Genomic DNA, 21,823 nt, shown 5'->3' with positions numbered 1-21,823 from the left:
CCGCACCTCAGGGGAACGTGACGCAAGCCAGCCACAAGTACGTGACCAAACAGAACCTTCCCTTCCCCAACGCGACCAACACCTTGAATTCCGGGGGAGGCGGAACAGCTGTGATGACCTCCGAGGACGACCGCTCCGTGAGCTTTGGTGGCCAGGCCGTGGCCATGGCCGACACCATGGCCCTGCTCTGGGGAACCAAGCCGGCGCCGACGCGGGGCCGAAAACCAGGCATGACGGTCGAGGAGATCGTGACCGCCGCCGTCCGGATCGCCGACGCGGACGGTCTCGACGCGCTGTCCATGCGCCGCGTCGCCGACGAGCTCGGCGTCGGCACCATGTCGCTGTACCGGTACCTGCCCGGCAAGACCGAGCTGTACGAGCTGATGCTCGACACGGTCCTCGGCGAGGGCGGCCCGCCGAGGACCGACCCGGCGGGGTGGCGTGCGAGCCTCGCCACCTTCGCCCGGCAGAGCCTCGCCGGCTACCGCCGGCACCCGTGGCTGCTGGAGGCGTCGCTGTCCCGCGGCCTGATGGGCCCGAACCAGACCGCGGCGATCGACGCCCTGCTGCGGATCCTGTCCGGCACCGGCCTGACCAACGGGCAGCGGATGGCGGTCGTCGGCCTCGTCACCAGCTACGTGCAGGGCCGGGCACGCCAGCTCGCCGAGACCGTGCGCGCCGAGCAGCGCTCCGGGATGTCCGACGGGCAGTTCTGGCGTGAGTTCGCCCCGCTGCTCGAACCACACCTCGACGCGTTTCCCGCGCTCGCGACGGTGTGGCGCGACGACGAGCTCAGCTGGGAGGACGAGTTCGAGTTCGGGCTCGACCGGGTCCTCGACGGAATCGAGGCGTACGTGGACAGGAGCAACGCGTGAAGCTGCACACGACCGGGGCGACCAGCGGCGTGCGTGCCGTGGCGCTCGTGCTGCACGGCGGTGAGGAGGTGAGCACGGTGCGAGCCACCCGCTGGTATCCCGCGTACCTGCGGATGATCCCGTTCGCCCGTGCGTTGAGCCGAACGCCCGGCGTGTCCGTGTGGCAACTGTGCAACACCTACCGTGGCTGGAACGAACCCGACCGCCACCCGGTGGCCGACGCCCGTCGCGCCCTCGAGGCGATCCGGCGCGCGTATCCGGGTGTGCCGGTCGCGCTCGTCGGCCACTCGATGGGTGGCCGCGTCGGGCTGCGGGTCGCCGACGACCCGGCCGTCGTCGGCGTGTGCGCGCTCGCGCCGTGGACGCCCGAGGGAGAGCCCGTCGCTCAGCTCGCCGGCCGCACTGTCCTCATTGCACACGGCGACCGCGACCGCACCACCGATCCCGCGCTGTCCTACAGCTATGCCCAGCGGGCCAAGGAGGTCACCGCCACCGTGGCGCGCTTCGACGTCCGCCGCGAGGCACACGCCCTGCTCCTGCGCTATCCCGAGTGGACACGCCTGGTCAGGCGGTTCACCCTCGGTGTGCTCGGCGTGACCGGGCTCGACCGCGACATCGCCGACGCGCTCGCGGAACCGGCCCCGGCCGGACTCCGTGTGCCGGTTTAGTCACCATCTCGTACGGTGTGCACCGTGTTTCGCAACCTGCGCGAGGGTCCCCACGTCTTTCCTGGAAACCGAAGGGTGGGGAGATGAGTTATCAGCAGCCACCGCGACGGCCCCGTTCGGGGCAGGGCCGTCCATCTGGTCCGGGGCAGGGCCCCGGGTACGGCCCCGAGCCCGGCTATGGCCGTCCCGGCCAGAGCCGCAAGCCGGCCTACCACCGGACCAGCATGCTGCCCCTGCCCCAGCAGGACGAGGCACCACGTGACTACGGCGCGCCGCCGCGTCGCCAGGGCCCGCCGGACGACTACCGGCGGTCACCAGCCGGTGAGGGGGGCTACCCACCGCCGCGCCGGCCGCGTCGCCGCCCGCGTTGGGGGCGCCGGATCCTGATCGGGTTCCTGGTGCTGCTCCTGCTGATCACCGGCAGCCTGGTGTGGATGGACTTCTCGCTGAACCGGGTGGCCGCGATCGAGGACTACCCCGGCAGGCCCGCGGAGGCCTCGGGCACCAACTGGCTGATCGTCGGCTCGGACAGCCGGGAGGGCCTGACCGACGAGGAGAAGGCCAAGCTCACCACCGGCGACACGGCCGGCAAGCGCACCGACACGATCATGGTGGCGCACATCCCGGACAACGACACACCGCCGACGCTGCTGTCGCTGCCGCGTGACCTGAATGTGGAGGTCCCCGGGAACGGCGTCAACAAGATCAACGCGGCCTTCTCGCTGGGCGGCGCGCCGCTACTGGTGAAGACCGTCGAGGGCGCCACCGGACTGCGGATCGAGCACTACGCGGAGATCAGCTTCGGTGGTTTCGCGGGCATCGTGGACGCGGTCGGCGGCGTCGAGATGGACATCCCGGAGGAGATGCGGGACACCAAGACCGGCGCGGTCATCCCGGCCGGCCGTCAGACGCTCGACGGTGTGCAGGCGCTCGCGTTCGTGCGTATGCGTTACTCGGCGTCGACGCCGAGGTCGGACCTCGACCGGGTGGTGAACCAGCGCAAGTTCATCGGCGCGCTCGCCGGCGAGATCGCGAGCGCCGGTGTTCTGCTGAACCCGTTCACGCTCTTCCCGGTGGTCGGCGAGATGACCGACGCGCTGACCGTCGACGACAGCGACCACCTGTGGCACCTGTCCAGCCTCGGGTTCGCCATGAGCGGTATTTCCGACGGGAGCACGGTGACGACCACGGTGCCGGTGACCGACGGACGGGCCAACACGATGGACGAGGCCAAGTCCGGGCAGTTGTTCGACGCGCTGCGCAATGACACCGTGATCCCGCCGGACGTGATCACCAACTAGTCGGTGGGGTGCACGCGGGCCCGGAGCACCGCCAGGGCCCGGTCCGCGTGCACCGCCATCCGCAACTCGCTCTTGATGACCTCCAGGACCTTCTGGTCGGTGTCGATCACGAATGTCTGCCGCCGGGTCAGCAGTGGTCCGAAGCTGCGCCGCACCCCGAACTGTGTTGCCACCGCGCCGTCGGCGTCGGACAGGAGCGGGTAGTCGAACCCGTGAAGGTCGCTGAACTCCGCCTGCTTGTCGACGGCGTCGGGACTGATGCCGATCCGGTGCGCGCCCACCGCCGAGAACTCCGCGGCCAGATCACGGAAATGGCAGCTCTCGGCCGTGCAGCCCTTGGTCATCGCGGCTGGGTAGAAGAACAGCACCACCGGGCCGGTCTCCAGAAAGTCCCGCAGCGCGCGGACCTTGCCGGTCTCGTCCGGTAGCTCGAAGTCGGGTGCGATCTCCCCAGCCTTCATTGTCTGCAACCCCTTTCCTGGGATCATGTGCGGGTGGACGTCACCGCAGAACCCAGTCTGCCGCTCCGCGCCGCGCGCGTGGTGACGGAAGTGTTGTCGCCCATAGTGATCGTGGTCGCCCTGGTGCTCGCGGTCGCGTGGCAGGGCACCGGATACGCGCTGGTGCCAACACTTGCGTGGAGTCTGCTCGTCGCCGTGTTCTACAGCGCCATCCCGATGGTCATCCTGGTCCGGGGCGCGCGCCGCGGGCGCTGGGGCGGGCACTGGGTCGCCGAGCGCGAACGGCGGTTCGTGCCGTTCCTGCTGTCGCTCGGGTCCGCACTGGTCGGGCTGGTGATCATGCTCGTCGGCGGTGCGCCGCGGGTCGTGGTCGCGCTCGCCTGGTCGATGATCACCATTGTGGTGGCGTGCCTGGTGATCACCCGCTGGTGGAAGGTGTCGGTGCACGCCACGGTCGCCAGCGGCGCGGCGGCGACGATCGTGTTGCTGTACGGCCCGTGGTACCTCGTGCTCGTCGCGGGCGTGGCACTGGTGTGCTGGGCGCGCGTGACGGTGGCGGCGCACACCGTCGCGCAGGTCGTGGTCGGCGCACTGCTGGGCCCGATCGTCGGCGGCGTGGTGTTCCTAACCCTCAGGTAACCGCGCGAGTCTCGCGTTGGGCCCCCGCGAGTCTCGCGTTCGGCACCCCCGAGTTTCGTTTTCGTGTACATCCCGGTTATTTGAGGGTGCGGCTGCGGCCTCGGAACTCGGCGATGGTGTCCGGGCCTCGGGTGACGGTCACGTCGTAGATGCCGTTGCGGCCGTATGTGGTTCGTTCGGCGGCTCGTGCTTCCAGTTCGTCGCCCAGCATGGCCGGGGTGACGAACGTGATGTCGGCGCCCGCCGCGACCGTGACCGGGCCGTGGCTGTTGCACGCGCACGCGAAGGCGGTGTCCGCCAGCAGGAACACGTAGCCGCCGTGCGCGATCGCGTGCCCGTTGACCATGGTGTCCGTGATCGTCATGCGCACCGTCGCGTGGCCGGGGCCGGCGTCGACCAGGCGCATGCCCAGCGACCGGGAGGCCAGGTCGTCGTCGAGCATGCGTTGTACGCAATCGGGTACCGGCACAGGTGCAGGGATAGCACATCGTCCGAGATCCGCGCCACATCGGTTGCACGACCAAAAGTAGGACGTCAAACTATTTGTATGGCCGACAAGACCCCGTTGCACCAGCCGGTTCACCCGGTCCGGTTCGTCACCGCGGCGAGTCTGTTCGACGGACACGACGCGGCGATCAACATCATGCGCCGGATCCTGCAGTCCCAGGGCGTCGAGGTCATCCACCTCGGCCACAACCGCTCGGTCCGCGAGGTCGTCCGCGCCGCGATCCAGGAGGACGCCCAGGGTGTCGCCATCAGTGCGTACCAGGGCGGTCACGTCGAGTACTTCACCTATCTGGTGGAGCTCCTGGCCGAGCACGGCGCCGAGCACATCAAGGTCTACGGCGGCGGCGGTGGCGTCATCGTCCCGGCCGAGATAGCCCTGCTCCACGAACGGGGCGTCGAGCGGATCTTCTCGCCGGAGGACGGCCAGCAGCTTGGCCTCGCGCGCATGATCAACACCATGGTCGAGGCCTGCGACCACGACCTCGCCGACCGTCCCGTGCCAGCCGTCGAGGCGCTGGTCAGCGGCCGGCACGACGTCCTCGCGCACACCATCACCGCCATCGAGGCCGGCCGCCTCGACGACGACACCCTGACCGCCGTCCGTGACACCGCCGCGCGTCGTGCCGTGCCGGTCCTCGGTATCACCGGCACCGGTGGCTCGGGCAAGTCGTCGCTCACCGACGAGCTCGTCCGGCGCTTCCGCGTCGACCAGCAGGACAAACTGCGCATCGCCGTCATCGCGATCGACCCGACGCGCAGGCGGGGTGGCGGCGCGCTGCTCGGCGACCGGATCCGCATGAACTCCCTCGGTGGTATCGGCGGCGACGACGGCGAACCGATCTACTTCCGGTCCATGGCCACCCGCGGCGCGATCTCCGAGGTGCCCGACGGTCTGACCGACGTGATCGCCGCGTGCAAGGCCGCCGGCAACGACCTCGTGATCGTCGAGACCCCCGGCATCGGGCAGGGCGACGCCGCGATCGTGCCGTTCGTCGACACCTCCCTGTACGTGATGACGCCCGAGTTCGGCGCCGCGTCACAGCTGGAGAAGATCGACATGCTGGACTTCGCGGACGTCGTGGCGATCAACAAGTTCGAGCGTCGCGGCGCGGAGGACGCCCGTCGTGACGTCGCGCGGCAGATGGTCCGCAACCGCGAGGCGTTCGGTGTCTCCTGGGAGGAGATGCCGGTCTTCGGCACGAGCGCCGCGACCTTCAACGACGACGGCGTCACCGCGCTGTACCACCACCTCCGCGACCTGCTCGCCGAACGCGGGTTGGCGGTCGGCGAGCAGGTGCTCGCGCCGGTCGACGGTCAGGTGTCCACGCGCGCCGCGACGGTCGTCCCGCCACAGCGCGCGCGCTACCTCGCCGAGATCGCGGAGACCGTCCGTCAGTATCACAAAGAGACGGAAGACCAGGTCGCCGCGCTTCGCGAGCGGAACGCGCTCACCACCGCCAAGTCCGCGCTGGAGAGGGCCGGCGGCGAACACGACGACCTCGACAAGCTGGTCGCCGAGGCGCAGCGGCGGGTCGCGCGGGACACCGACGACCTCCTCGAGCGGTACCGGAACCTCGCCGATGACTACACCGGCGAGGAACTCGTCGTGAAGGTCCGCGACAAGGAGCTGCACACGCAGCTGTGGCGCGAGACGCTCTCCGGCACGCGCCTGCCGCGCGTCGCGCTGCCCCGGTTCGACGACGACGGCTCGTTGCTTCGCTTCCTGCGCAAGGAGAACCTGCCGGGCTTCTTCCCGTTCACGGCAGGCGTTTTCCCGTTCAAACGCGAGGGCGAGGACCCGGCCCGCATGTTCGCCGGCGAGGGCGACGCGTTCCGCACGAACCGCCGGTTCCGCTACCTGTCCGAGGGCTCGTCGGCGACCCGGCTGTCGACGGCGTTCGACTCGGTGACGCTGTACGGGCACGACCCGGACACCCCGCCGGACATCTACGGCAAGATCGGCACATCCGGTGTCTCGATCGCGACGTTGGACGACATGAAGGCGCTCTACGACGGGTTCGACCTGACCGCGCCAACCACGTCCGTGTCGATGACGATCAACGGCCCGGCGCCGACCATCCTCGCGTTCTTCCTGAACACCGCGATCGACCAGACCGTCGACAAGTTCGCCAAGGCCGCCGTCGAGCACGGCCGCCAGCTCAGCGCCGAGGAGCGCGAGGAGCTGACCGCGTGGGCGCTCGCGAACGTCCGAGGCACTGTCCAGGCCGACATCCTCAAGGAGGACCAGGGCCAGAACACGTGCATCTTTTCTACCGAGTTCAGCTTGCGGATGATGGCGGACATCCAGGAATGGTTCATCACCAACAAGGTCCGCAACTTCTACTCGGTGTCGATCTCCGGCTACCACATCGCGGAGGCGGGCGCGAACCCGATCAGCCAGCTGGCGTTCACGCTGGCCAACGGGTTCACCTACGTCGAGTCCTACCTCGCGCGCGGCATGCACATCGACGACTTCGCGCCGAACCTGTCGTTCTTCTTCTCCAACGGCTTGGACGCCGAGTACAGCGTGATCGGCCGCGTCGCACGGCGGATCTGGGCCACGGCCATGCGGGAGCGGTACGGCGCGAACGAACGGTCTCAGAAGTTCAAGTACCACGTGCAGACCTCCGGCCGGTCGTTGCACGCGCAGGAGATGCACTTCAACGACATCCGCACCACGTTGCAAGCACTGTGCGCGCTGTACGACAACTGCAACTCGTTGCACACGAACGCCTTCGACGAGGCGATCACCACGCCGACGGAAAGCTCCGTGCGCCGCGCGATGGCCATCCAGTTGATCATCAACAAGGAGTGGGGCCTGTCGAAGAACGAGAACCCGCTGCAGGGCTCGTTCATCATCGACGAGCTGACCGACCTGGTCGAGGAGGCCGTGCTCACCGAGTTCGACCGCCTGTCCGAGCGCGGCGGCGTGCTGGGCGCCATGGAGACCGGCTACCAGCGGGGCCGCATCCAGGACGAGTCGATGCTTTACGAACAGCGAAAGCACGACGGGTCGCTGCCGCTGATCGGCGTGAACACGTTCCTGCCGTCGAAAGACAACGCCGAGGAGCTGCCGACCATCGAACTGGCCCGCGCCACCGAGGAGGAGAAGCGGTCGCAGGTCGAACGGACGCGTGCGTTCCAGGCGGCGCACGCCACCGAGGCCGAGGAGGCTCTGCGCCGACTGCGGGCGGCCGTGGCGGAGGACCGTAATGTGTTCGGTGAGTTGATGGCCGCGGCCAGGGTGTGCACGCTGGGACAGGTGACCGACGCGTTCTTCGAGGTCGGTGGCCAGTACCGGCGCAATGTCTAGTGGAGGGCTTCTTGAGCGGGATCGAGCGGGTCGGTGTTGTCGGGTGCGGCCTCATGGGGTCGGGCATCGCGGAGGTGTGCGCCCGGGCGGGGCTGGACGTCGTGGTCACGGAGGTGTCCGAGGACGCGCTGAAGGCTGGCCGCGAGCGGATCGAGAAGTCCCTGGCCAGGGCCGTCCGCAACGGCAAGCTGTCCGACGAGGACCGGGCCGCCGCGTTCGACCGGATCCGCTTCAGCCCTGACATGGGCGACTTCGCCGACCGCCAGTTGGTGGTCGAGGCCGTCGCGGAGAACGAGCAGGCCAAGACCGACGTGTTCGCGTCGCTCGACAAGGTCGTCACCGACCCGGCGGCGATCTTCGCGTCGAACACGTCGTCCATCCCGATCATGAAGCTGGGCATGGCGACGTCACGGCCCCAGCAGGTGATCGGCATCCACTTCTTCAACCCGGTGCCGGTGCTGAAGCTGGTGGAGCTGGTCCCGTCCCTGCTGACCGGCGAGGACACGAAGGCGCGGGCCCAGGCGTTCGCCATGGGCAAGCTGGGCAAGCAGGTGATCCTCTCCCAGGACCGCGCCGGCTTCGTGGTGAACGCACTGCTGGTGCCGTACCTGCTGTCCGCGATCCGCATGCTGGAGTCGGGCTTCGCCTCGCCGGAGGACATCGACACCGGCATGGTCCAGGGCTGCGCCCACCCCATGGGCCCGCTCGCCCTGACCGACCTGATCGGCCTGGACACGACAAAGGCCATCGCGGAGTCGATGTACGCGGAGTTCAAGGAGCCCCTGTACTCCCCGCCGCCACTGCTGCTGCGCATGGTCGACGCGGGCCTCCTGGGCAAGAAGAGCAACCGCGGCTTCTACGACTACAGCAAGTAACCGCGCGAGTCGCGCTTTCGGCCCCCGCGAGTCTCGCTTCTGGTCCCTGCGAGTTGCGTTTTCGTGTCCGCCCCGGTGTACCTGAAAACGCAACTCGGGGTGGCTGAACGCGCGACTCGCGGGTTTTCGTTTGCGAACGCGTGGGCGATGGGTGCGTGATACAAAGAGGCAGTTGTGTCTCATCGGCTCGTGGAGGTCCGGGGATGACCGAGTTGCGGGTGGGGTCTGAGTTGGCGCTCGGGCCTGGGACCTTGCACTGGCGGTACGCGGGGGAGGTGCGGGGGTATCTCCTGCTCGTGAAGGCCGGGCTGCTTCAGCTCATGCATCCTGGGCTCGGGGCCGGGGTCGAGTTCCACTCGGACTTCTTCAACGAGCCGTGGGAGCGGGTACTGCGGTCGGTGCCGGAGATCCAGGGGGTCACCTTCGACTACCCGCACGGGGCGGTCACGGCGCGGAAGATCCGCGACTTCCACAACCACATCAAGGGGGAGGACACCAAGGGCCGGCGCTACCACGCGCTGGATCCCGAGACCTACTTCTGGGCGCACGCCACGATCTTCGACGCGTTGTTCCAGATGATCGACCTGTTCGACCACCCGATGACGCCCGCCGAGAAGGAGCAGCTCTACCAGGAGGGCTGCGCCGCCTACCGTGCCTACGGGGTGAGCGAGCGGGTGATGCCGCCCGACTGGCCGAGCTTCGAGGCCTGGTTCGACATGATGTGCCGGGAGCGGCTGGAGCTCACGCCCGCCGCCCGGCGGCTGGTCGAGTTCGCCAAGGAGCCGCCCGAGTCGTTCCCGCTCGTGCCCACCTTCCTGTACCGGCTGGCACGCAAGCCGTCCGCGAAGCCGCTGTGGTGGCACTCGGTCGGCACGCTGCCGCCCGTGGTGCGGGAGCGGATCGGGGAGCGCTGGACCGACGCCGACGAACGCCGTCACCAGCGGATACGCCAGGTCATCCGGCGTACGTGGCCGTTGCTGCCGGCGCGCGTGCGCTACACGGCGCGGGCTCGTGCCGGCTATCGGCGCGTTGGGGTCGGTCCGCTCGGATGAGGTCGCTGCTCGATCTCGTCCTCGCCGAGCCGACCACGGACGCGGTCGGTGATTCCATTGTGGATGCCGCGTTCGAGGAGATCCTCGCCTACGGACTGCGGCGCACCGCGGTCGACGTCGTTGCCCGCCGGGCGGGAGTCTCACGGGCGACGCTGTACCGGCGGTTCAAGGACAAGGACGCGCTCGTCCAGGCGGTGCTTGTTCGGGAGTGCCGGCGGTTCTTCGGCAGCATCGCCGACGCGGTCGCGAGCGTGACCGCGATGGAGGACCGGCTCGTGGAGGGTTTCGTGGTCGGCGTGCGCTACGCCCGCGCGGACCGCCTGCTGAACCGGCTGCTGGCCTCGGACTCCGAAGCCCTGCTGCCCTACCTGACGACCAACGGCGCGCTTGTCGTGGCCGCGGCGCGCGATTTCCTTGTGCGGCAAGGGGGGGCGACCGTGGGCGAGCGCACTCCCGAGGGGGTGGCGGAGCTGTTCGTCCGGCTCGCGATCTCGTTCACACTCCTGCCGGAGAGCGCGATTCCGCTCGACACGGACGAGGAGGTGCGCACCTTCGCCCGCGCCTACCTCACCCCGCTCATGCGTGCCTGAGTTTCAGTGCCCAACCCCTCATTGCGCCAGCAGGACGGCGTTTATCAGTTCCCGCAAGTCGGCCTTTGCTCGGCGCCAGCGTTTGTGCGTATTGGTCGTGTCCTCATCGGACAGTCCCATGAGGAGAATTCCGCGCACCGCGTCCATCGTCGTGTACATGATGTGCCGGAACCGTGGATTCGTCGCGTAGTCGCCGAACGCGGCCTCCGCGAACTCGATGACCGAGGCGCGCGCCGCAGGCTCGACCCTGGTCAGCTGCTCGCGTAGCTCGGGGTCGGTGCGGGCGGCCACCCACATCTCGATCGTCGCGTAGTGGACGGGGCCCTGGTGGATCTCCCACAGCAGCTCGAGCGCGGCGTCGAGCGGGTCGGGGGACTGGCGGACCTGGTCGATCTTCTCGAACGCCAGCTCGGCGCGCTTCTCGGCGAGGTGGCGCACGGCCGCGGCGACCAGGTCGGCTCTCGTGGGGAAGTGGTGCACCTGCGCGCCGCGGGTCACGCCGGCCAACTCGGTGACCCTGGTCGTGGTCGTGCCCGCGTAGCCGTAGCGAACAAGGCAGTCGACGGTGGCGTCGAGGAGCCGCCGACGCATGGCGGCGCTGCGCTCCTGCTGGGTTCGTCCTGTCTTCGACTTCCGCACTGGCACCCGAACAGTCTATTGATCGGACCAGTTAGTCAGTCGGCGCCGGCACCTCCCGGGCATGGAAAAAGCCCAGCTTGCGGGCTTGTGGCCGCCGATCCGGCAAATGTTATTTGCCGATTCTCACCCCAACGGGTGAATCCGTGGGCGTCTCGGTCCAAATGAACGACCAAATATCACGCACTCTTCTTCGCTCGATGGCGCCGAACCGCGTCGCGGTTGGCGCACGCCGGTGAACAGTACCGTTGCCGTCCGCCCCGGCTGAAGTCGCCGAACGGGCTGAGGCATTCCTCCAGTGCGCAACGGCGCAACCGCGTCATGCCCCGGCCACTGAGGTGGAGCGCGGTGCCGACGCTGATGAGTGCACGAAGTGCGCCCGCGAGCGACAGTCCGGGATCGCGGTAGTGGATGTGCCAGCCGTCGCCGGCGTGGTTCGTGAGCCGCGGGTGCGCCGACGACTGGGAGAGCAACCGGTTGAGCCGTTCCGCCCGCACCTGTGCCGAGTCCGCGTCGACCACACCAAGCCAGAGCGCCAGGTACCGCTCGACCTCCCGCAGGTCCTCCGCGGTCGGCTTCGCGTCGGCGACCACGCCGGCCGACTCGCACCGTCGGGCGAGGTCGGCCGCGTTCCTGGGTGGATGGTTGACCAGGTTGACGGCCAACCGGACCGGATCCTCGCCGTAAGGGTTCAAATGCACAGGACCATTACAGCAGACTGGGGCGCATGGCCGAAACACACAGGTGGGAGACGACGTCGAGTCATGTCACGAGCGAGGGGTGGGTGATCTACCAACGTTGCCACTGTGGCCGGACGCGAGTGCTCCTCAACTCCGAACCGGTCGGAATGATCCGGAACCTCGCGAGGTTGGGATGACCGTCACGTGCGCGACTGTCAGGGGTGGCGGCTAGCTTGAAGCTGGACGCCTGGGAAGGGGATCTTGTGAACAGTGGGTTCGTGCCCAGCGAGTCGGCGATCAGGCGTGCGTTACGGCGCGCGCGCGACGGGGCCTCGCTCGACGCCACTGAGGCCGAGACCCTGCTCCACGCCAGGGGCGAGCAGCTCGAGGCGCTCTTCGACGCCGCGTCGCGGGTTCGCGACCAGGGCCTCGCGGCCGTCGGCCGGGACCGGACGATCACGTACTCGCGCAGCGTGTTCGTGCCGTTGACCAGGCTGTGTGCCGACCGCTGTCACTACTGCACGTTCGCCACCGTGCCCGGCCGGTTACCGGCGGCCTACCTGTCCGAGGACGAGGTCCTCGACATCGCGCGGAAGGGCGCGGCGGCGGGCTGCCGCGAGGTGTTGATCACACTGGGGGACAAGCCGGAGGCCCGGTGGGAGGCGGCCAGGACGTGGTTGGAGGAGGCAGGCTACCCGGACACCCTGTCCTACGTCCGCGCGATCTCGATCAAGATCCTCGAAGAGACCGGTGTGCTGCCGCACCTGAACCCCGGAGTGCTGACCTGGCAGGACTTCCAGCGGCTCAAGCCGGTGTCGGCGTCGATGGGCATGATGCTGGAGACCACCGCGACCCGCCTGTGGTCCGAGCCGGGTGGGCCGCACTACGGGTCGCCGGACAAGGAACCGGCCGTGCGGCTGCGGGTGCTGGAGGACGCCGGCCGGTCGAACGTGCCGTTCACCACGGGGATTCTGCTGGGGATCGGCGAGACGCTGGCCGAGCGGGTCGACGCGCTGTTCGAGATCCGGAAGGTGGCCCGGCAGTACGGCGGGATCCAGGAAGTGATCGTGCAGAACTTCCGCGCGAAGGCGGACACGGCGATGCGCGGGATGCCGGACGTCGAGGCGGCGGAGCTGGCCGCCACGGTGTCGGTGGCGCGGCTGGTGCTCGGCCCGAAGATGCGGATCCAGGCGCCGCCGAACCTGATCGCGGGTGAGTTCGAGCTGCTGCTGCGGGCGGGCATCGACGACTGGGGCGGGGTGTCGCCGCTGACCATCGACCACGTGAACCCGGAGCGTCCGTGGCCGCGGTTGGACGAGCTGGCCAAGCACACGCGGGCCGCCGGGTACGAGCTGGCCGAGCGGCTGCCGATCTACCCCGAGTTCGTCACGCGTGGTGAACCGTGGATCGACCCGAGGGTCGCACCGCACATCGCCGCGCTCGCCGACGAGTCGGGCCTTGCCGCACCGGACGCGGCGATCGTGGGCCTGCCGTGGCAGGAGCCGGAGGTCGCGTTGGTCGAGTCCGGCCGTACCGACCTGAACACCACGATCGACACGGCGGGCCGCACCGACGACCGCCGCGACGACTTCGACTCGGTGTACGGCGACTGGGAGGAGTTGCGCAGCAAGGTCGGTGCCAACGTCTCCGTCATGCCCGGCTCACGGGCACGGGGCGAGTTCGCGACGGCGCTGCGGCACGCCGAGGCCGACCCGGCCGGACTGTCCGACGAGGACGCGCTGACCCTGTTGTCCGCCGAGCCGGGCCAGGAAATCGAGGCACTGGCGGCACTGGCGGACGACCTGCGGCGGGACACGGTCGGCGACGACGTGACCTATGTGGTCACGCGGAACATCAACTTCACGAACGTCTGCTACACCGGGTGCCGGTTCTGCGCGTTCGCCCAGCGCCGCACCGACAGCGACGCCTACACCCTCTCGCTGGACCAGGTGGGCCAGCGGGCGGAGCAGGCATGGCAGGTCGGCGCGACCGAGGTGTGCATGCAGGGCGGCATCCACCCGGATCTGCCTGGCACCGCGTACTTCGACATCGCGGCCGAGGTGAAGAAACGCGCACCCGGACTGCACGTCCACGCGTTCTCGCCGATGGAGGTCGTCAACGGCGCGTCCCGCACCAACATGTCCATTCGCGACTGGCTGACCGCTGCGCGGGAGGCGGGTGTGGACTCACTGCCCGGCACCGCGGCGGAGATCCTCGACGACGACGTGCGATGGGTGCTGACGAAGGGAAAGCTGCCGACCTCCGCGTGGATCGAAGTGGTCACCACGGCACATGAGGTCGGCCTGCCGACCACGTCGACGATGATGTACGGGCATGTGGACAACCCGTCGCACTGGGTCGCGCACCTCAAGCTGATCCGGGACATCCAGGCGCGGACCGGTGGTTTCACCGAGTTCGTGCTACTGCCGTTCGTCCACACCAACGCCCCGCTCTACCTGGCCGGCATCGCCCGCCCTGGTCCGACGCACCTGGAGAACCGCGCGGTGCACGCGCTCGCCAGGTTGTTGCTGCACGGCCGGATCGACAACATCCAGACATCGTGGGTGAAGTTGGGCGACAGTGGCGTGGTGGACGTGCTTCGGGGTGGGGTCAACGATCTCGGCGGCACACTGATGGAGGAGACGATCAGCCGCATGGCCGGCTCCGACAACGGCAGCTACAAGACCATCGCCGGCCTGGAAGCGCTGGCCGCCAAGGCAGGACGCCCGGCTCGGCAACGCACCACGACGTACGGCGAGGTCCCGGCGGAGCGACTCACGACGGCCCGCGAGCACGACGGCGTGTGGCGCCCCAACCTGCTGCCGCTGGTCAGCGGATAGACGTGGCGTGACGAGGCCCTTACTCTGAGCTTGGTATAGACCAATCGAATGAGTCGAGGGCCTCATGCGTTTTCTCCTTCCCCTGCTAGCCCTGTTCATGCTCGGCCTGGCACCGCCGGCGACCGCGGACGTCGCGGCCGCCGTCAACCAGCTGACCGACGCGCAGCTGGACGCCTACTGGACACCGGAACGGATCGCGAACGCCAAGCCGGCGCCCGCACCCGCGGTGTCCCAAGTGGCCGTCCCCGCGCCGAACGGCCCGGCGGTGATGGTGCCCGGCACGCCGGGTAAGAGCAGAGGCGTGTACGAGACGACCGGTCGCCTGCTGTTCTCACAGAACGGCGGCGACTGGATCTGCTCGGCGACCGTCGTCGCGAGCAACAACAGGTCGGTGATCGCGACCGCGCGGCACTGTGGCTTCAACGGCACCGTCGGTTCGAACTTCCGTTTCGCCCCGAGCTACAACGGCGGCAACGCGCCACACGGCTGGTGGAACTGGCGGTCCGCGGGCTGGGCGACCGGCGGCGACGGGATCACCAACGATCTCGCGTTCATCGTGCTGAACACGCAGAACGGAAGGCGCGTCGGCGATGTCGTCGGCACCAACGGGATCGGGTTCAACTTCGCGGTCAACCAGTACGCCTACATCGTGGGCATCCCGGCCGCGACGGACCAGCGCCTGCGGTGTGAGGGACAGGCGTACGCGGGCCCGCAGGGACAGCAGCTGATGAACAACTGCAACGGCATGTCCGGCGGTGCGAGCGGTGGCTCGTGGAACGTGCAGTGGCAGTCGGCAGGATGGGCGTACCAGGTGGGCACGTTCTTCGGCAGCTACGGCGCGGCCGCCGCCGGGAGCTACTACGGCACACTGGCACAGGACATCTGGAACGGCGCACAGAACGCCTGACCCCGCACGAAAGTCCCATTGGTGCACCCGGGGGTCCCCCGGTTTCAACGCTACCAGTGGGCACCGACAATTCCGGTCGGCGCCAGGTAGAGCACAACCCGGCGCCGGCCGGCGGGTGTTACGGGGTGAACGTCTCCAGGTGGTCGATGACCCGGAACGTGCTCGTCGGGCTCGCTGCGGTCACGGCGGTACGCAGCGGTTCCAGGCCGCCCCAGTCGCGGGCCGGTTCGGTGAGCGCGTAGTCGAAGTCGTCCCAGTGGGTCGGGACGACGTAGCGGGGGTGGCCGGTGACCCGCAGCAGCCGGGACACGTAGTCGACGATCTTGCCGCCACCGGCCGGTACCAGCACGACGTCCGGTCGTAGACCGGCCACTTCGGACTCGATGTAGTTCGAGCCGCCGAAGTTGAGCACGCTCGTCCCGCCGCCACTCACCATGAACGCGAGGGTGCCGCCCTCGACGAGGTCCTGGATCGTCGTCGGTTTCGGCAGGCGTACCGCGCCGTAGCCCGGGCGGGTGCCGGGGAAGGCGACGGTCGCGCGCTCGCCGGACGCGGAGTGCAGCGAACGCAGGACCCGGATGGTGTAGTCGCCGAAGTTCAGCTGCTCACCGCCCGTCGCGAGCGAGAGTTGGCCCTTCGGCGCGCCGAGCGCGGCCATGAGGTTGAGGTGTGTCTCGGTGCCGAGCACTGTCGCGCCGGTCTTCTTCGCCAGGTACGGCACGTCCGTGAGGTGGTCGTAGTGGCCGTGGGTCACCAGGATGTGGTCGGCACGCAGCTCCCCGGAGTCCACATAGGAGTCGATGAGCGTCGTGTCGACCGCCAGGCGGGTTCTCGGGTTCGCACCTTCCGGTGTGTACGTGCCGGTCTTGAACCGGGTCAGCCACGGGTCGATCAGGACCGTCTTGCCGCCGGGAAGCCGGATCTCCCAACTGTTGTTGCCCCACCAGCGCAGCGTGAGCCCAGCAGCGGCGGCGGCCGCGGTGGCAGTGGTGCTGCCCGCCAGGGAAACGCCCCCGGCCACCGCGGCGGCCGCCCCGAGAAATCCCCTCCGTTTGATCTCTGTCATGGGCGCACGACAGCATGAGCCGGGTACGGCCGTCCAATATCGCGCCCCGCCTGGGGCGATAGCGAATCACTATCGCCCCAGCGTCATCCACAGGGAACGTCCGGCGTCGCCGAAAATGTCAGTCCCCGTCGCTAGGCTGGAAACCGGGGGCCGGAGGCCATCCCCGGATCGGCTCAGGCCAGCGTGAGGTGGAACCGCGTCCCGCGTTCGGCGGCCTCCCACAGAACTGTGCGGAACGCCGTCAACGCCTCACGAAGCTCCTCGGACGTCGCCGCGGCGATGAGGGTGTCGAGTGTGGCCACCGCGTCGGCCGGGTCGTGCCACGTGACGGGAAAGTCGGACAGGTCGGGCATCCCGTCGTGTGCCCGTTCGGCCACCACCTCGTCCGGCACGGCGGAGTAGGCGTCGAAACCCGTCAGCGGTGTGCGGCCCGCGGCCGCGGCGATCTCGTCCAGCTCGTCGGCGGCGTCCAGGAGTACGACGCCCTCGTCGACCAGACCGTGCTCGTGATCGTCGGCGAACACAGGCCACAGCGCGATGCTCATGGCCGGATGCTAGAGCCTCACCACTCGCCGTTCGGTTCGCCCGGCTTGTGGGTCCCGAACGACCACTCGTAGCCCTCGAGGTCGCGTACCCGGCAGCGGTAGTTGCCCCACTCGGTGCTCTCCGGCTTCCACACCGGCACCGCGCCCGCGGCCAGCGCGCGCTCCCACACCGCGTCCACGGTCGCGTCGTCCGCCAACGCCAGATAGGTGCCGTGCCCGACCGCGTCGTTCGACTTCGGTCGCGCGTGGTCGTAGTGTTGGCCGTCGTCGCTGAACACGAGGATCGACGCGTCGCCGAGGCGTAGTTCGGCGTGGGCGACGGTGCCGTTCTCGTCGTCCCAGCGCATCGTGGTCTGGAAGCCGAACGCGTTTTCCAGCCAGGTCAGCGCGGCCGGCGCGTCAACATAGCTGAGGTAGCTGTGCAAGGTGGTCATGAGCACAGCCTCACAGCCCTCGCGGACAACTTCGGTCCGCGAGAAAAGCTGGTAGAAGTACGTATCAGCAACGGCGCATGGAAGGACGAGCACATGGCTCAGGAGGTACGGGGCGTCATCGCGCGGGAGAAGGGCGCTCCGGTCGAGGTCGAGACGATCGTCGTGCCGGATCCCGGGCCCGGTGAGGCCGTGGTCCGGGTCCACGCGTGCGGTGTCTGTCACACCGACCTGCACTACCGCGAGGGCGGGATCAACGACGAGTTCCCGTTCCTGCTCGGCCACGAGGCGGCGGGAGTCGTCGAGCAGGTCGGTGACGGTGTGACCAACGTGGCGCCCGGCGACTTCGTGATCCTCAACTGGCGGGCCGTCTGCGGCACGTGCCGCGCGTGCCTGCGTGGCCGGCCCTGGTACTGCTTCGCCACCCACAACGCCGCCCAGCCCATGACACTCACCGACGGCACGCCGCTATCGCCGGCGCTCGGCATCGGTGCGTTCGTCGAGAAGACGTTGGTCCACAGCGGACAGTGCACAAAGGTCGATCCGGAGGCGTCGCCGGCCGCCGTCGGCCTGCTCGGCTGCGGGATCATGGCCGGCATCGGCGCGTCCATCAACACCGGCGGCGTCACGCGCGGCGACAGCGTCGCGGTGATCGGCTGCGGTGGCGTCGGTAGCGCGGCCGTCGCGGGTGCCCGGCTCGCCGGTGCCACGAAGATCATCGCGATCGACCTGGACGACCGGAAGCTCGACTGGGCCAAGGGTTTCGGCGCGACCCACACGATCAACGCCGGTCAGGGCGACGTGGTCGAGGCCGTGCGTGAGCTGACCGACGGGTTCGGCGCGGACGTCGTGATCGAGGCCGTCGGCCGGCCCGAGACGTGGCGGCAGGCGTTCTACGCCCGCGACCTGGCCGGCACCGTGGTGCTGGTGGGCGTGCCGACCCAGGACATGAAGATCGAGATGCCGATGATCGACTTCTTCTCGCGCGGCGGCTCGCTGAAGTCCAGCTGGTACGGCGACTGCCTGCCGTCCCGGGACTTCCCGTACCTCGTCGACCTCTACCGGCAGGGCCGGCTCGACCTGGACGCGTTCGTGACCGAGACGATCGCGCTCGACCAGGTCGAGGAGGCGTTCACCAAGATGCACCACGGAGACGTGCTGCGGTCCGTGGTGGTCTTCTGATGCGGGTCGAGAAGGTCGTCACCAAGGGGACGTTCAACCTCGACGGCGGCAGCTGGGAGGTCGACAACAACGTGTGGCTGCTCGGTGACGACGAGCAGGTGCTGGTGATCGACGCCGCGCACGACGCGAACGCGATCGCCGAAGCCGTGGGAGGGCGCGAAGTCCTGGCCATCGCGTGCACTCACGCGCACAACGACCACGTGAACGCCGCACCCGCACTGTCCGAACTGGTGGGCGCCCCCGTGCTCCTGCATCCGGCCGACGACGTGCTATGGCGACTCGCCCACGACGAGGCCCGGCCGACCGACACCCTCACCGACGGGGACGTTCTGCACGTCGCCGGAACCGAGGTACTTGTGATCCACACGCCGGGCCACGCGCCGGGCGCGGTGTGTTTCCACGTGCCCGACCTCGGCGTGCTCTTCACCGGCGACACGCTCTTCCAGGGCGGCCCCGGCGCGACCGGTCGGTCCTATTCGGACTTCCCGACGATCGTCGACTCGATCCGCGACCGTCTCCTGACCCTGCCGCCGGAAACCGTGGTCCACACCGGCCACGGCGACGACACGTCGATCGGCGCGGAGGCCCCACACCTGGAGGAATGGATCGCGCGCGGCCACTGAACCGCGCTATCGCTAAACGTACGGTCGACCGTATAGTTCGATATTGACTATACGGTCGACCGTACGTATTTCTGGGCACTGGATCAACGTGCACTCAGACCGTAGGATTGTCGACAATCGACAGGGAGGGTGTTCGATGGCTGAGTTGTCCCCGGTCCTGAAGCAAGCGACGCCGGTTCTCGCGGAGCGTGGTGAGGGTGTGTACCTCTACGGCGAGGACGGGCGCCGGTACCTGGACTTCACGGCCGGCATCGGGGTGACCAGCACCGGGCACTGTCACCCGAGGGTGGTCGAGGCCGTGCGTGAGCAGGCCGGGAAGCTGATCCACGGCCAGTACACGACCGTGCGGCACCGGCCACTGCTGACACTGGCCGAACGGCTCGGTGAGGTGCTCCCACCCGGGCTGGACTCGCTGTTCTTCATGAACTCTGGCAGCGAATCGGTCGAGGCGGCGCTGCGGCTGTCCCGGCACGCGACCGGCCGGGCGAACGTCGTCGTGTTCCACGGCTCGTTCCACGGTCGCACGATCGGCGCCGCGTCGATGACCACGTCCGGGACCAAGTTCCGGGCCGGGTTCGCGCCGCTGATGGGTGGGGTGGTGGTCTCGCCGTTCCCGACCGCCTACCGGTACGGCTGGTCCGAGGAGGAGGCGACGCGCTTCGCGTTGCGCGAGCTGGACTACACCCTGCAGACGATGAGCGCCCCGGCGGAGACGGCGGCGTTCTTCGTCGAGCCCGTGCTCGGTGAGGGTGGGTACGTGCCCGCGACCGAAAAGTTCCTGCGTGGCCTTCGGGAACGTGCCGACCGCCACGGGATCCTGTTGGTGATCGACGAGGTGCAGACCGGCTTCGGGCGCACCGGCCGCTTCTGGGGCCATGACCACTTCGGCGTGCGGCCGGACGTGCTGATCACCGCCAAGGGCCTCGCGAGTGGGTTCCCGCTGTCGGCCATCGCGGCGCCGAAAGCGTTGATGGCCAAGGCATGGCCCGGCTCGCAGGGCGGCACGTACGGCGGCAACGCGGTCGCGTGCGCGGCGGCGCTCGCCACGCTGGACGTCGTGCGGGACGAGGGTCTGGTGGAGAACGCCGCCACCCAGGGCGCTCGGCTGCGGGAGGGCCTCGCGAAGGTGGCGGCCGACGCGCCGGCCATCGGCGACGTGCGTGGTCTCGGCCTCATGCTGGGCAACGAGTTCGTCGACCGCGACGGCGAGCCGGATCCCGCCGCCGCGGCCCGGGTCCAGCAGGCGGCCGCCGCGGCAGGTCTGCTACTGCTGACCTGCGGTGCCGCGGGCAACGTGGTCCGGATGATCCCGCCGCTGGTGGTGAATGCCGACCAGATCGACGAGGGCATCACGTTGTGGCGGCAGGCCGTCACTCACGTGTAGCGCTTGGTCAGCTCGGCCACGCGTGCCGGCGACCACGCACCCGGGTCCTCGCCCATGATCGCGGTGAAGAACAGCTCCAGGTGCAGGTGCCAGGACGCCAGCGCCAGCGGCCGCAGACCCGCCAGGTGTGCCGGCACGGTCTGGGTCAGTTCTACCCGCTCACCCAGCGCGGGGTCCGAGTGGAACTCCCAGCGGACCGTGCCCGCCGGCTCGCCGTCGTGCAGCCACTCGTACTCCAGCACGCGTGGCGGTTCCACGGCCACCACCCGGCCGGCCGGCACGTTGCCGTTCGTCGCCCGGAGCGGGGGCTCGGTGCCGACGTCCTGCCCCTCCGTCAGCGCCCGCCACGTGTCCGTCGGCGGTTTCCACACGAGATCCCGGGCGAAGTGGAGTCGCCAGCCGGAGTCGGTCGGCGTCACCGTGCCCTTGCCCAGGTCGAACTTCTCGACGTAGTGCGCCATCGGGGTGAGCCAGTCGGCGCTTTCCGGCGCCGGGGTTCCGTCGAGCTGCGCGACGAGTTGGTCGAGGCACGCGTCCCAGCCGGCGGCCGTGCGGCCCGCGCCGAGAAAGCCGATCCGGCCGCCGCCGATGGTCTGCGTGAACACCAGCCGGCAGCCCTCGCCGTCCGGGATCAGCTCGATGCGCAGGACGTCGGAGGCCCAGCGGAACATGAACACCTTCGGTTCGTCGACCTCCAGCACCTCGCCTTCCCACACGCTGTCCACCGGGGCCTCGTCCGGGAAGGTGAACCGCATCGGGGCGCCCGGCCGCAGCTCGGCCTCGACCTCGGCGGGGAACCAGTGCCTCATCTCCGCCGGATCGGTGACCGCGCGCCACACCTTCGCCGGCGCGTGCCGCAGCCGGCGCTCGAACCGCAGTGTCGGTTCCCCGTTGACGTAGCTCAGAGTCGCTTCAGTCATCGTCCATCGTCTCCAGGTGGCGTTCCAGGGCATCCAGGCTGTTCGTCCACATGCGACGGTAGGGCGCCAGCCACTCGTCGATCTCCGTGAGCGGGTCCGGGCGCACGCGGTACCAGCGCCGCTGCGCGTCCTGCCGGACCGTCACGAGTCCCGCGCTCCGCAGCACCTTCAGGTGCTTGGAGACGGTCGGCTGTGCCAGTGCCAACTGTTCCACCAGGTCACCGACCAGACGCTCACCGTCACGCAGGAGATCGAGGATCTCCCGGCGGCGTGGTTCGGCCAGCACCTCGAACATGGATGCCATAGTGGCAATATAGCCCGATGGGCA

General features: G+C 69.0%; 22 protein-coding genes. 13 read left to right on the top strand and 9 right to left on the bottom strand.

Annotated features, from left to right (window positions below):
• Positions 1 to 113: 113 nt before the first annotated feature.
• The 3 genes from VF106_RS45335 to VF106_RS45325 all read left to right on the top strand — a co-directional run bounded on the left by VF106_RS45335 (position 114) and on the right by VF106_RS45325 (position 2,844).
• Positions 114 to 875: a TetR/AcrR family transcriptional regulator gene (locus VF106_RS45335; RefSeq protein ID WP_330846266.1), complete on the top strand. Its 762-nt coding sequence runs from the start codon at positions 114 to 116 to the stop codon at positions 873 to 875.
• Entirely contained in the window at positions 872 to 1,543 is a 672-nt protein-coding gene (locus VF106_RS45330) for an alpha/beta fold hydrolase (RefSeq protein ID WP_330846265.1), read from the top strand. The genes VF106_RS45335 and VF106_RS45330 overlap by 4 nt, the downstream gene beginning before the upstream one ends.
• A gap of 83 nt (positions 1,544 to 1,626) precedes the next feature.
• Positions 1,627 to 2,844, top strand: a complete 1,218-nt coding sequence (locus tag VF106_RS45325) for an LCP family protein (protein WP_330846264.1) — start codon at positions 1,627 to 1,629, stop codon at positions 2,842 to 2,844.
• On the opposite strand, the gene VF106_RS45320 is transcribed toward VF106_RS45325, so the two are convergent.
• Positions 2,841 to 3,305, bottom strand: coding sequence for a peroxiredoxin (locus VF106_RS45320; RefSeq protein ID WP_330846263.1), 465 nt, complete (start codon positions 3,303 to 3,305; stop codon positions 2,841 to 2,843). The two genes, VF106_RS45325 and VF106_RS45320, sit on opposite strands and share 4 nt — an antisense overlap.
• Before the next feature lie 33 nt (positions 3,306 to 3,338).
• Between VF106_RS45320 and VF106_RS45315 the strand changes: the two genes are divergently transcribed.
• Positions 3,339 to 3,944 (top strand): phosphatase PAP2 family protein, encoded by a 606-nt coding sequence (locus tag VF106_RS45315; protein ID WP_330846262.1) that lies wholly within the window; start codon positions 3,339 to 3,341, stop codon positions 3,942 to 3,944.
• Positions 3,945 to 4,020: 76 nt separating this feature from the next.
• Here VF106_RS45315 and paaI read toward each other — a convergent pair whose 3' ends face one another.
• Positions 4,021 to 4,386, bottom strand: a complete 366-nt coding sequence (paaI, locus tag VF106_RS45310) for a hydroxyphenylacetyl-CoA thioesterase PaaI (protein WP_330846261.1) — start codon at positions 4,384 to 4,386, stop codon at positions 4,021 to 4,023.
• 105 nt (positions 4,387 to 4,491) lie between these two features.
• Here paaI and icmF point away from each other — a divergent pair, with 105 nt between their 5' ends.
• The 4 genes from icmF (at position 4,492) to VF106_RS45290 (ending at position 10,281) form a co-directional block, all read left to right on the top strand.
• A complete protein-coding gene (gene icmF / locus VF106_RS45305; RefSeq protein ID WP_330846260.1) occupies positions 4,492 to 7,764 on the top strand; it encodes a fused isobutyryl-CoA mutase/GTPase IcmF in 3,273 nt (1,090 codons plus the stop codon).
• A gap of 11 nt (positions 7,765 to 7,775) precedes the next feature.
• Complete coding sequence (locus VF106_RS45300) at positions 7,776 to 8,639, top strand: 3-hydroxybutyryl-CoA dehydrogenase (protein ID WP_330846259.1); 864 nt, start codon at positions 7,776 to 7,778, stop codon at positions 8,637 to 8,639.
• A gap of 203 nt (positions 8,640 to 8,842) precedes the next feature.
• Positions 8,843 to 9,691, top strand: a complete 849-nt coding sequence (locus VF106_RS45295; RefSeq protein WP_330846258.1) for an oxygenase MpaB family protein — start codon at positions 8,843 to 8,845, stop codon at positions 9,689 to 9,691.
• Positions 9,688 to 10,281 carry a TetR/AcrR family transcriptional regulator gene (locus VF106_RS45290; protein ID WP_330846257.1) on the top strand — a complete coding sequence of 198 codons (594 nt, stop codon included), beginning with the start codon at positions 9,688 to 9,690 and terminating at the stop codon, positions 10,279 to 10,281. The genes VF106_RS45295 and VF106_RS45290 overlap by 4 nt, the downstream gene beginning before the upstream one ends.
• 18 nt (positions 10,282 to 10,299) lie before the next feature.
• Here VF106_RS45290 and VF106_RS45285 read toward each other — a convergent pair whose 3' ends face one another.
• Both VF106_RS45285 and VF106_RS45280 read right to left on the bottom strand, forming a co-directional pair.
• Positions 10,300 to 10,926, bottom strand: a complete 627-nt coding sequence (locus tag VF106_RS45285; RefSeq protein WP_330846256.1) for a TetR/AcrR family transcriptional regulator — start codon at positions 10,924 to 10,926, stop codon at positions 10,300 to 10,302.
• Positions 10,927 to 11,096: 170 nt separating this feature from the next.
• A complete protein-coding gene (locus VF106_RS45280) occupies positions 11,097 to 11,618 on the bottom strand; it encodes a CGNR zinc finger domain-containing protein (RefSeq protein ID WP_330846255.1) in 522 nt (173 codons plus the stop codon).
• Between the two features lie 275 nt (positions 11,619 to 11,893).
• On the opposite strand from VF106_RS45280, the gene VF106_RS45275 reads away from it, so the two are divergent.
• Together VF106_RS45275 and VF106_RS45270 are read left to right on the top strand one after the other, a co-directional pair.
• Positions 11,894 to 14,437 (top strand): bifunctional FO biosynthesis protein CofGH, encoded by a 2,544-nt coding sequence (locus VF106_RS45275; protein ID WP_524535878.1) that lies wholly within the window; start codon positions 11,894 to 11,896, stop codon positions 14,435 to 14,437.
• A gap of 64 nt (positions 14,438 to 14,501) precedes the next feature.
• Positions 14,502 to 15,344: a hypothetical protein gene (locus tag VF106_RS45270; RefSeq protein ID WP_330846253.1), complete on the top strand. Its 843-nt coding sequence runs from the start codon at positions 14,502 to 14,504 to the stop codon at positions 15,342 to 15,344.
• Between the two features lie 118 nt (positions 15,345 to 15,462).
• On the opposite strand, the gene VF106_RS45265 is transcribed toward VF106_RS45270, so the two are convergent.
• From VF106_RS45265 to VF106_RS45255, 3 genes are all read right to left on the bottom strand, one after another.
• Positions 15,463 to 16,410 carry an MBL fold metallo-hydrolase gene (locus tag VF106_RS45265; protein WP_330846252.1) on the bottom strand — a complete coding sequence of 316 codons (948 nt, stop codon included), beginning with the start codon at positions 16,408 to 16,410 and terminating at the stop codon, positions 15,463 to 15,465.
• A 173-nt stretch (positions 16,411 to 16,583) separates the two neighbouring features.
• Positions 16,584 to 16,955 (bottom strand): hypothetical protein, encoded by a 372-nt coding sequence (locus VF106_RS45260; RefSeq protein WP_330846251.1) that lies wholly within the window; start codon positions 16,953 to 16,955, stop codon positions 16,584 to 16,586.
• Between the two features lie 17 nt (positions 16,956 to 16,972).
• Entirely contained in the window at positions 16,973 to 17,389 is a 417-nt protein-coding gene (locus VF106_RS45255; RefSeq protein WP_330846250.1) for a VOC family protein, read from the bottom strand.
• A 93-nt stretch (positions 17,390 to 17,482) separates the two neighbouring features.
• On the opposite strand from VF106_RS45255, the gene VF106_RS45250 reads away from it, so the two are divergent.
• The 3 genes from VF106_RS45250 (at position 17,483) to VF106_RS45240 (ending at position 20,575) form a co-directional block, all read left to right on the top strand.
• Positions 17,483 to 18,568, top strand: a complete 1,086-nt coding sequence (locus VF106_RS45250) for an S-(hydroxymethyl)mycothiol dehydrogenase (RefSeq protein ID WP_330846249.1) — start codon at positions 17,483 to 17,485, stop codon at positions 18,566 to 18,568.
• On the top strand, positions 18,568 to 19,191 hold the full coding sequence (locus VF106_RS45245; RefSeq protein WP_330846248.1) for an MBL fold metallo-hydrolase: 624 nt from the start codon (positions 18,568 to 18,570) through the stop codon (positions 19,189 to 19,191). Before VF106_RS45250 ends, VF106_RS45245 begins: the two co-directional genes overlap by 1 nt.
• 136 nt (positions 19,192 to 19,327) lie before the next feature.
• On the top strand, positions 19,328 to 20,575 hold the full coding sequence (locus VF106_RS45240; protein ID WP_330846247.1) for an aspartate aminotransferase family protein: 1,248 nt from the start codon (positions 19,328 to 19,330) through the stop codon (positions 20,573 to 20,575).
• On the opposite strand, the gene VF106_RS45235 is transcribed toward VF106_RS45240, so the two are convergent.
• Together VF106_RS45235 and VF106_RS45230 are read right to left on the bottom strand one after the other, a co-directional pair.
• A complete protein-coding gene (locus VF106_RS45235) occupies positions 20,566 to 21,495 on the bottom strand; it encodes an SRPBCC family protein (RefSeq protein WP_330846246.1) in 930 nt (309 codons plus the stop codon). The two genes, VF106_RS45240 and VF106_RS45235, sit on opposite strands and share 10 nt — an antisense overlap.
• Entirely contained in the window at positions 21,488 to 21,799 is a 312-nt protein-coding gene (locus VF106_RS45230; protein WP_330846245.1) for an ArsR/SmtB family transcription factor, read from the bottom strand. Before VF106_RS45230 ends, VF106_RS45235 begins: the two co-directional genes overlap by 8 nt.
• Positions 21,800 to 21,823 lie beyond the last annotated feature (24 nt).

Source organism: Actinophytocola sp. (assembly GCF_036378875.1).
Classification (GTDB): Bacteria; Actinomycetota; Actinomycetes; order Mycobacteriales; family Pseudonocardiaceae; genus Actinophytocola.
The sequence above is the reverse complement of the archived record's forward strand: the minus strand, read 5'-3'. Positions and strand labels throughout refer to the sequence as shown.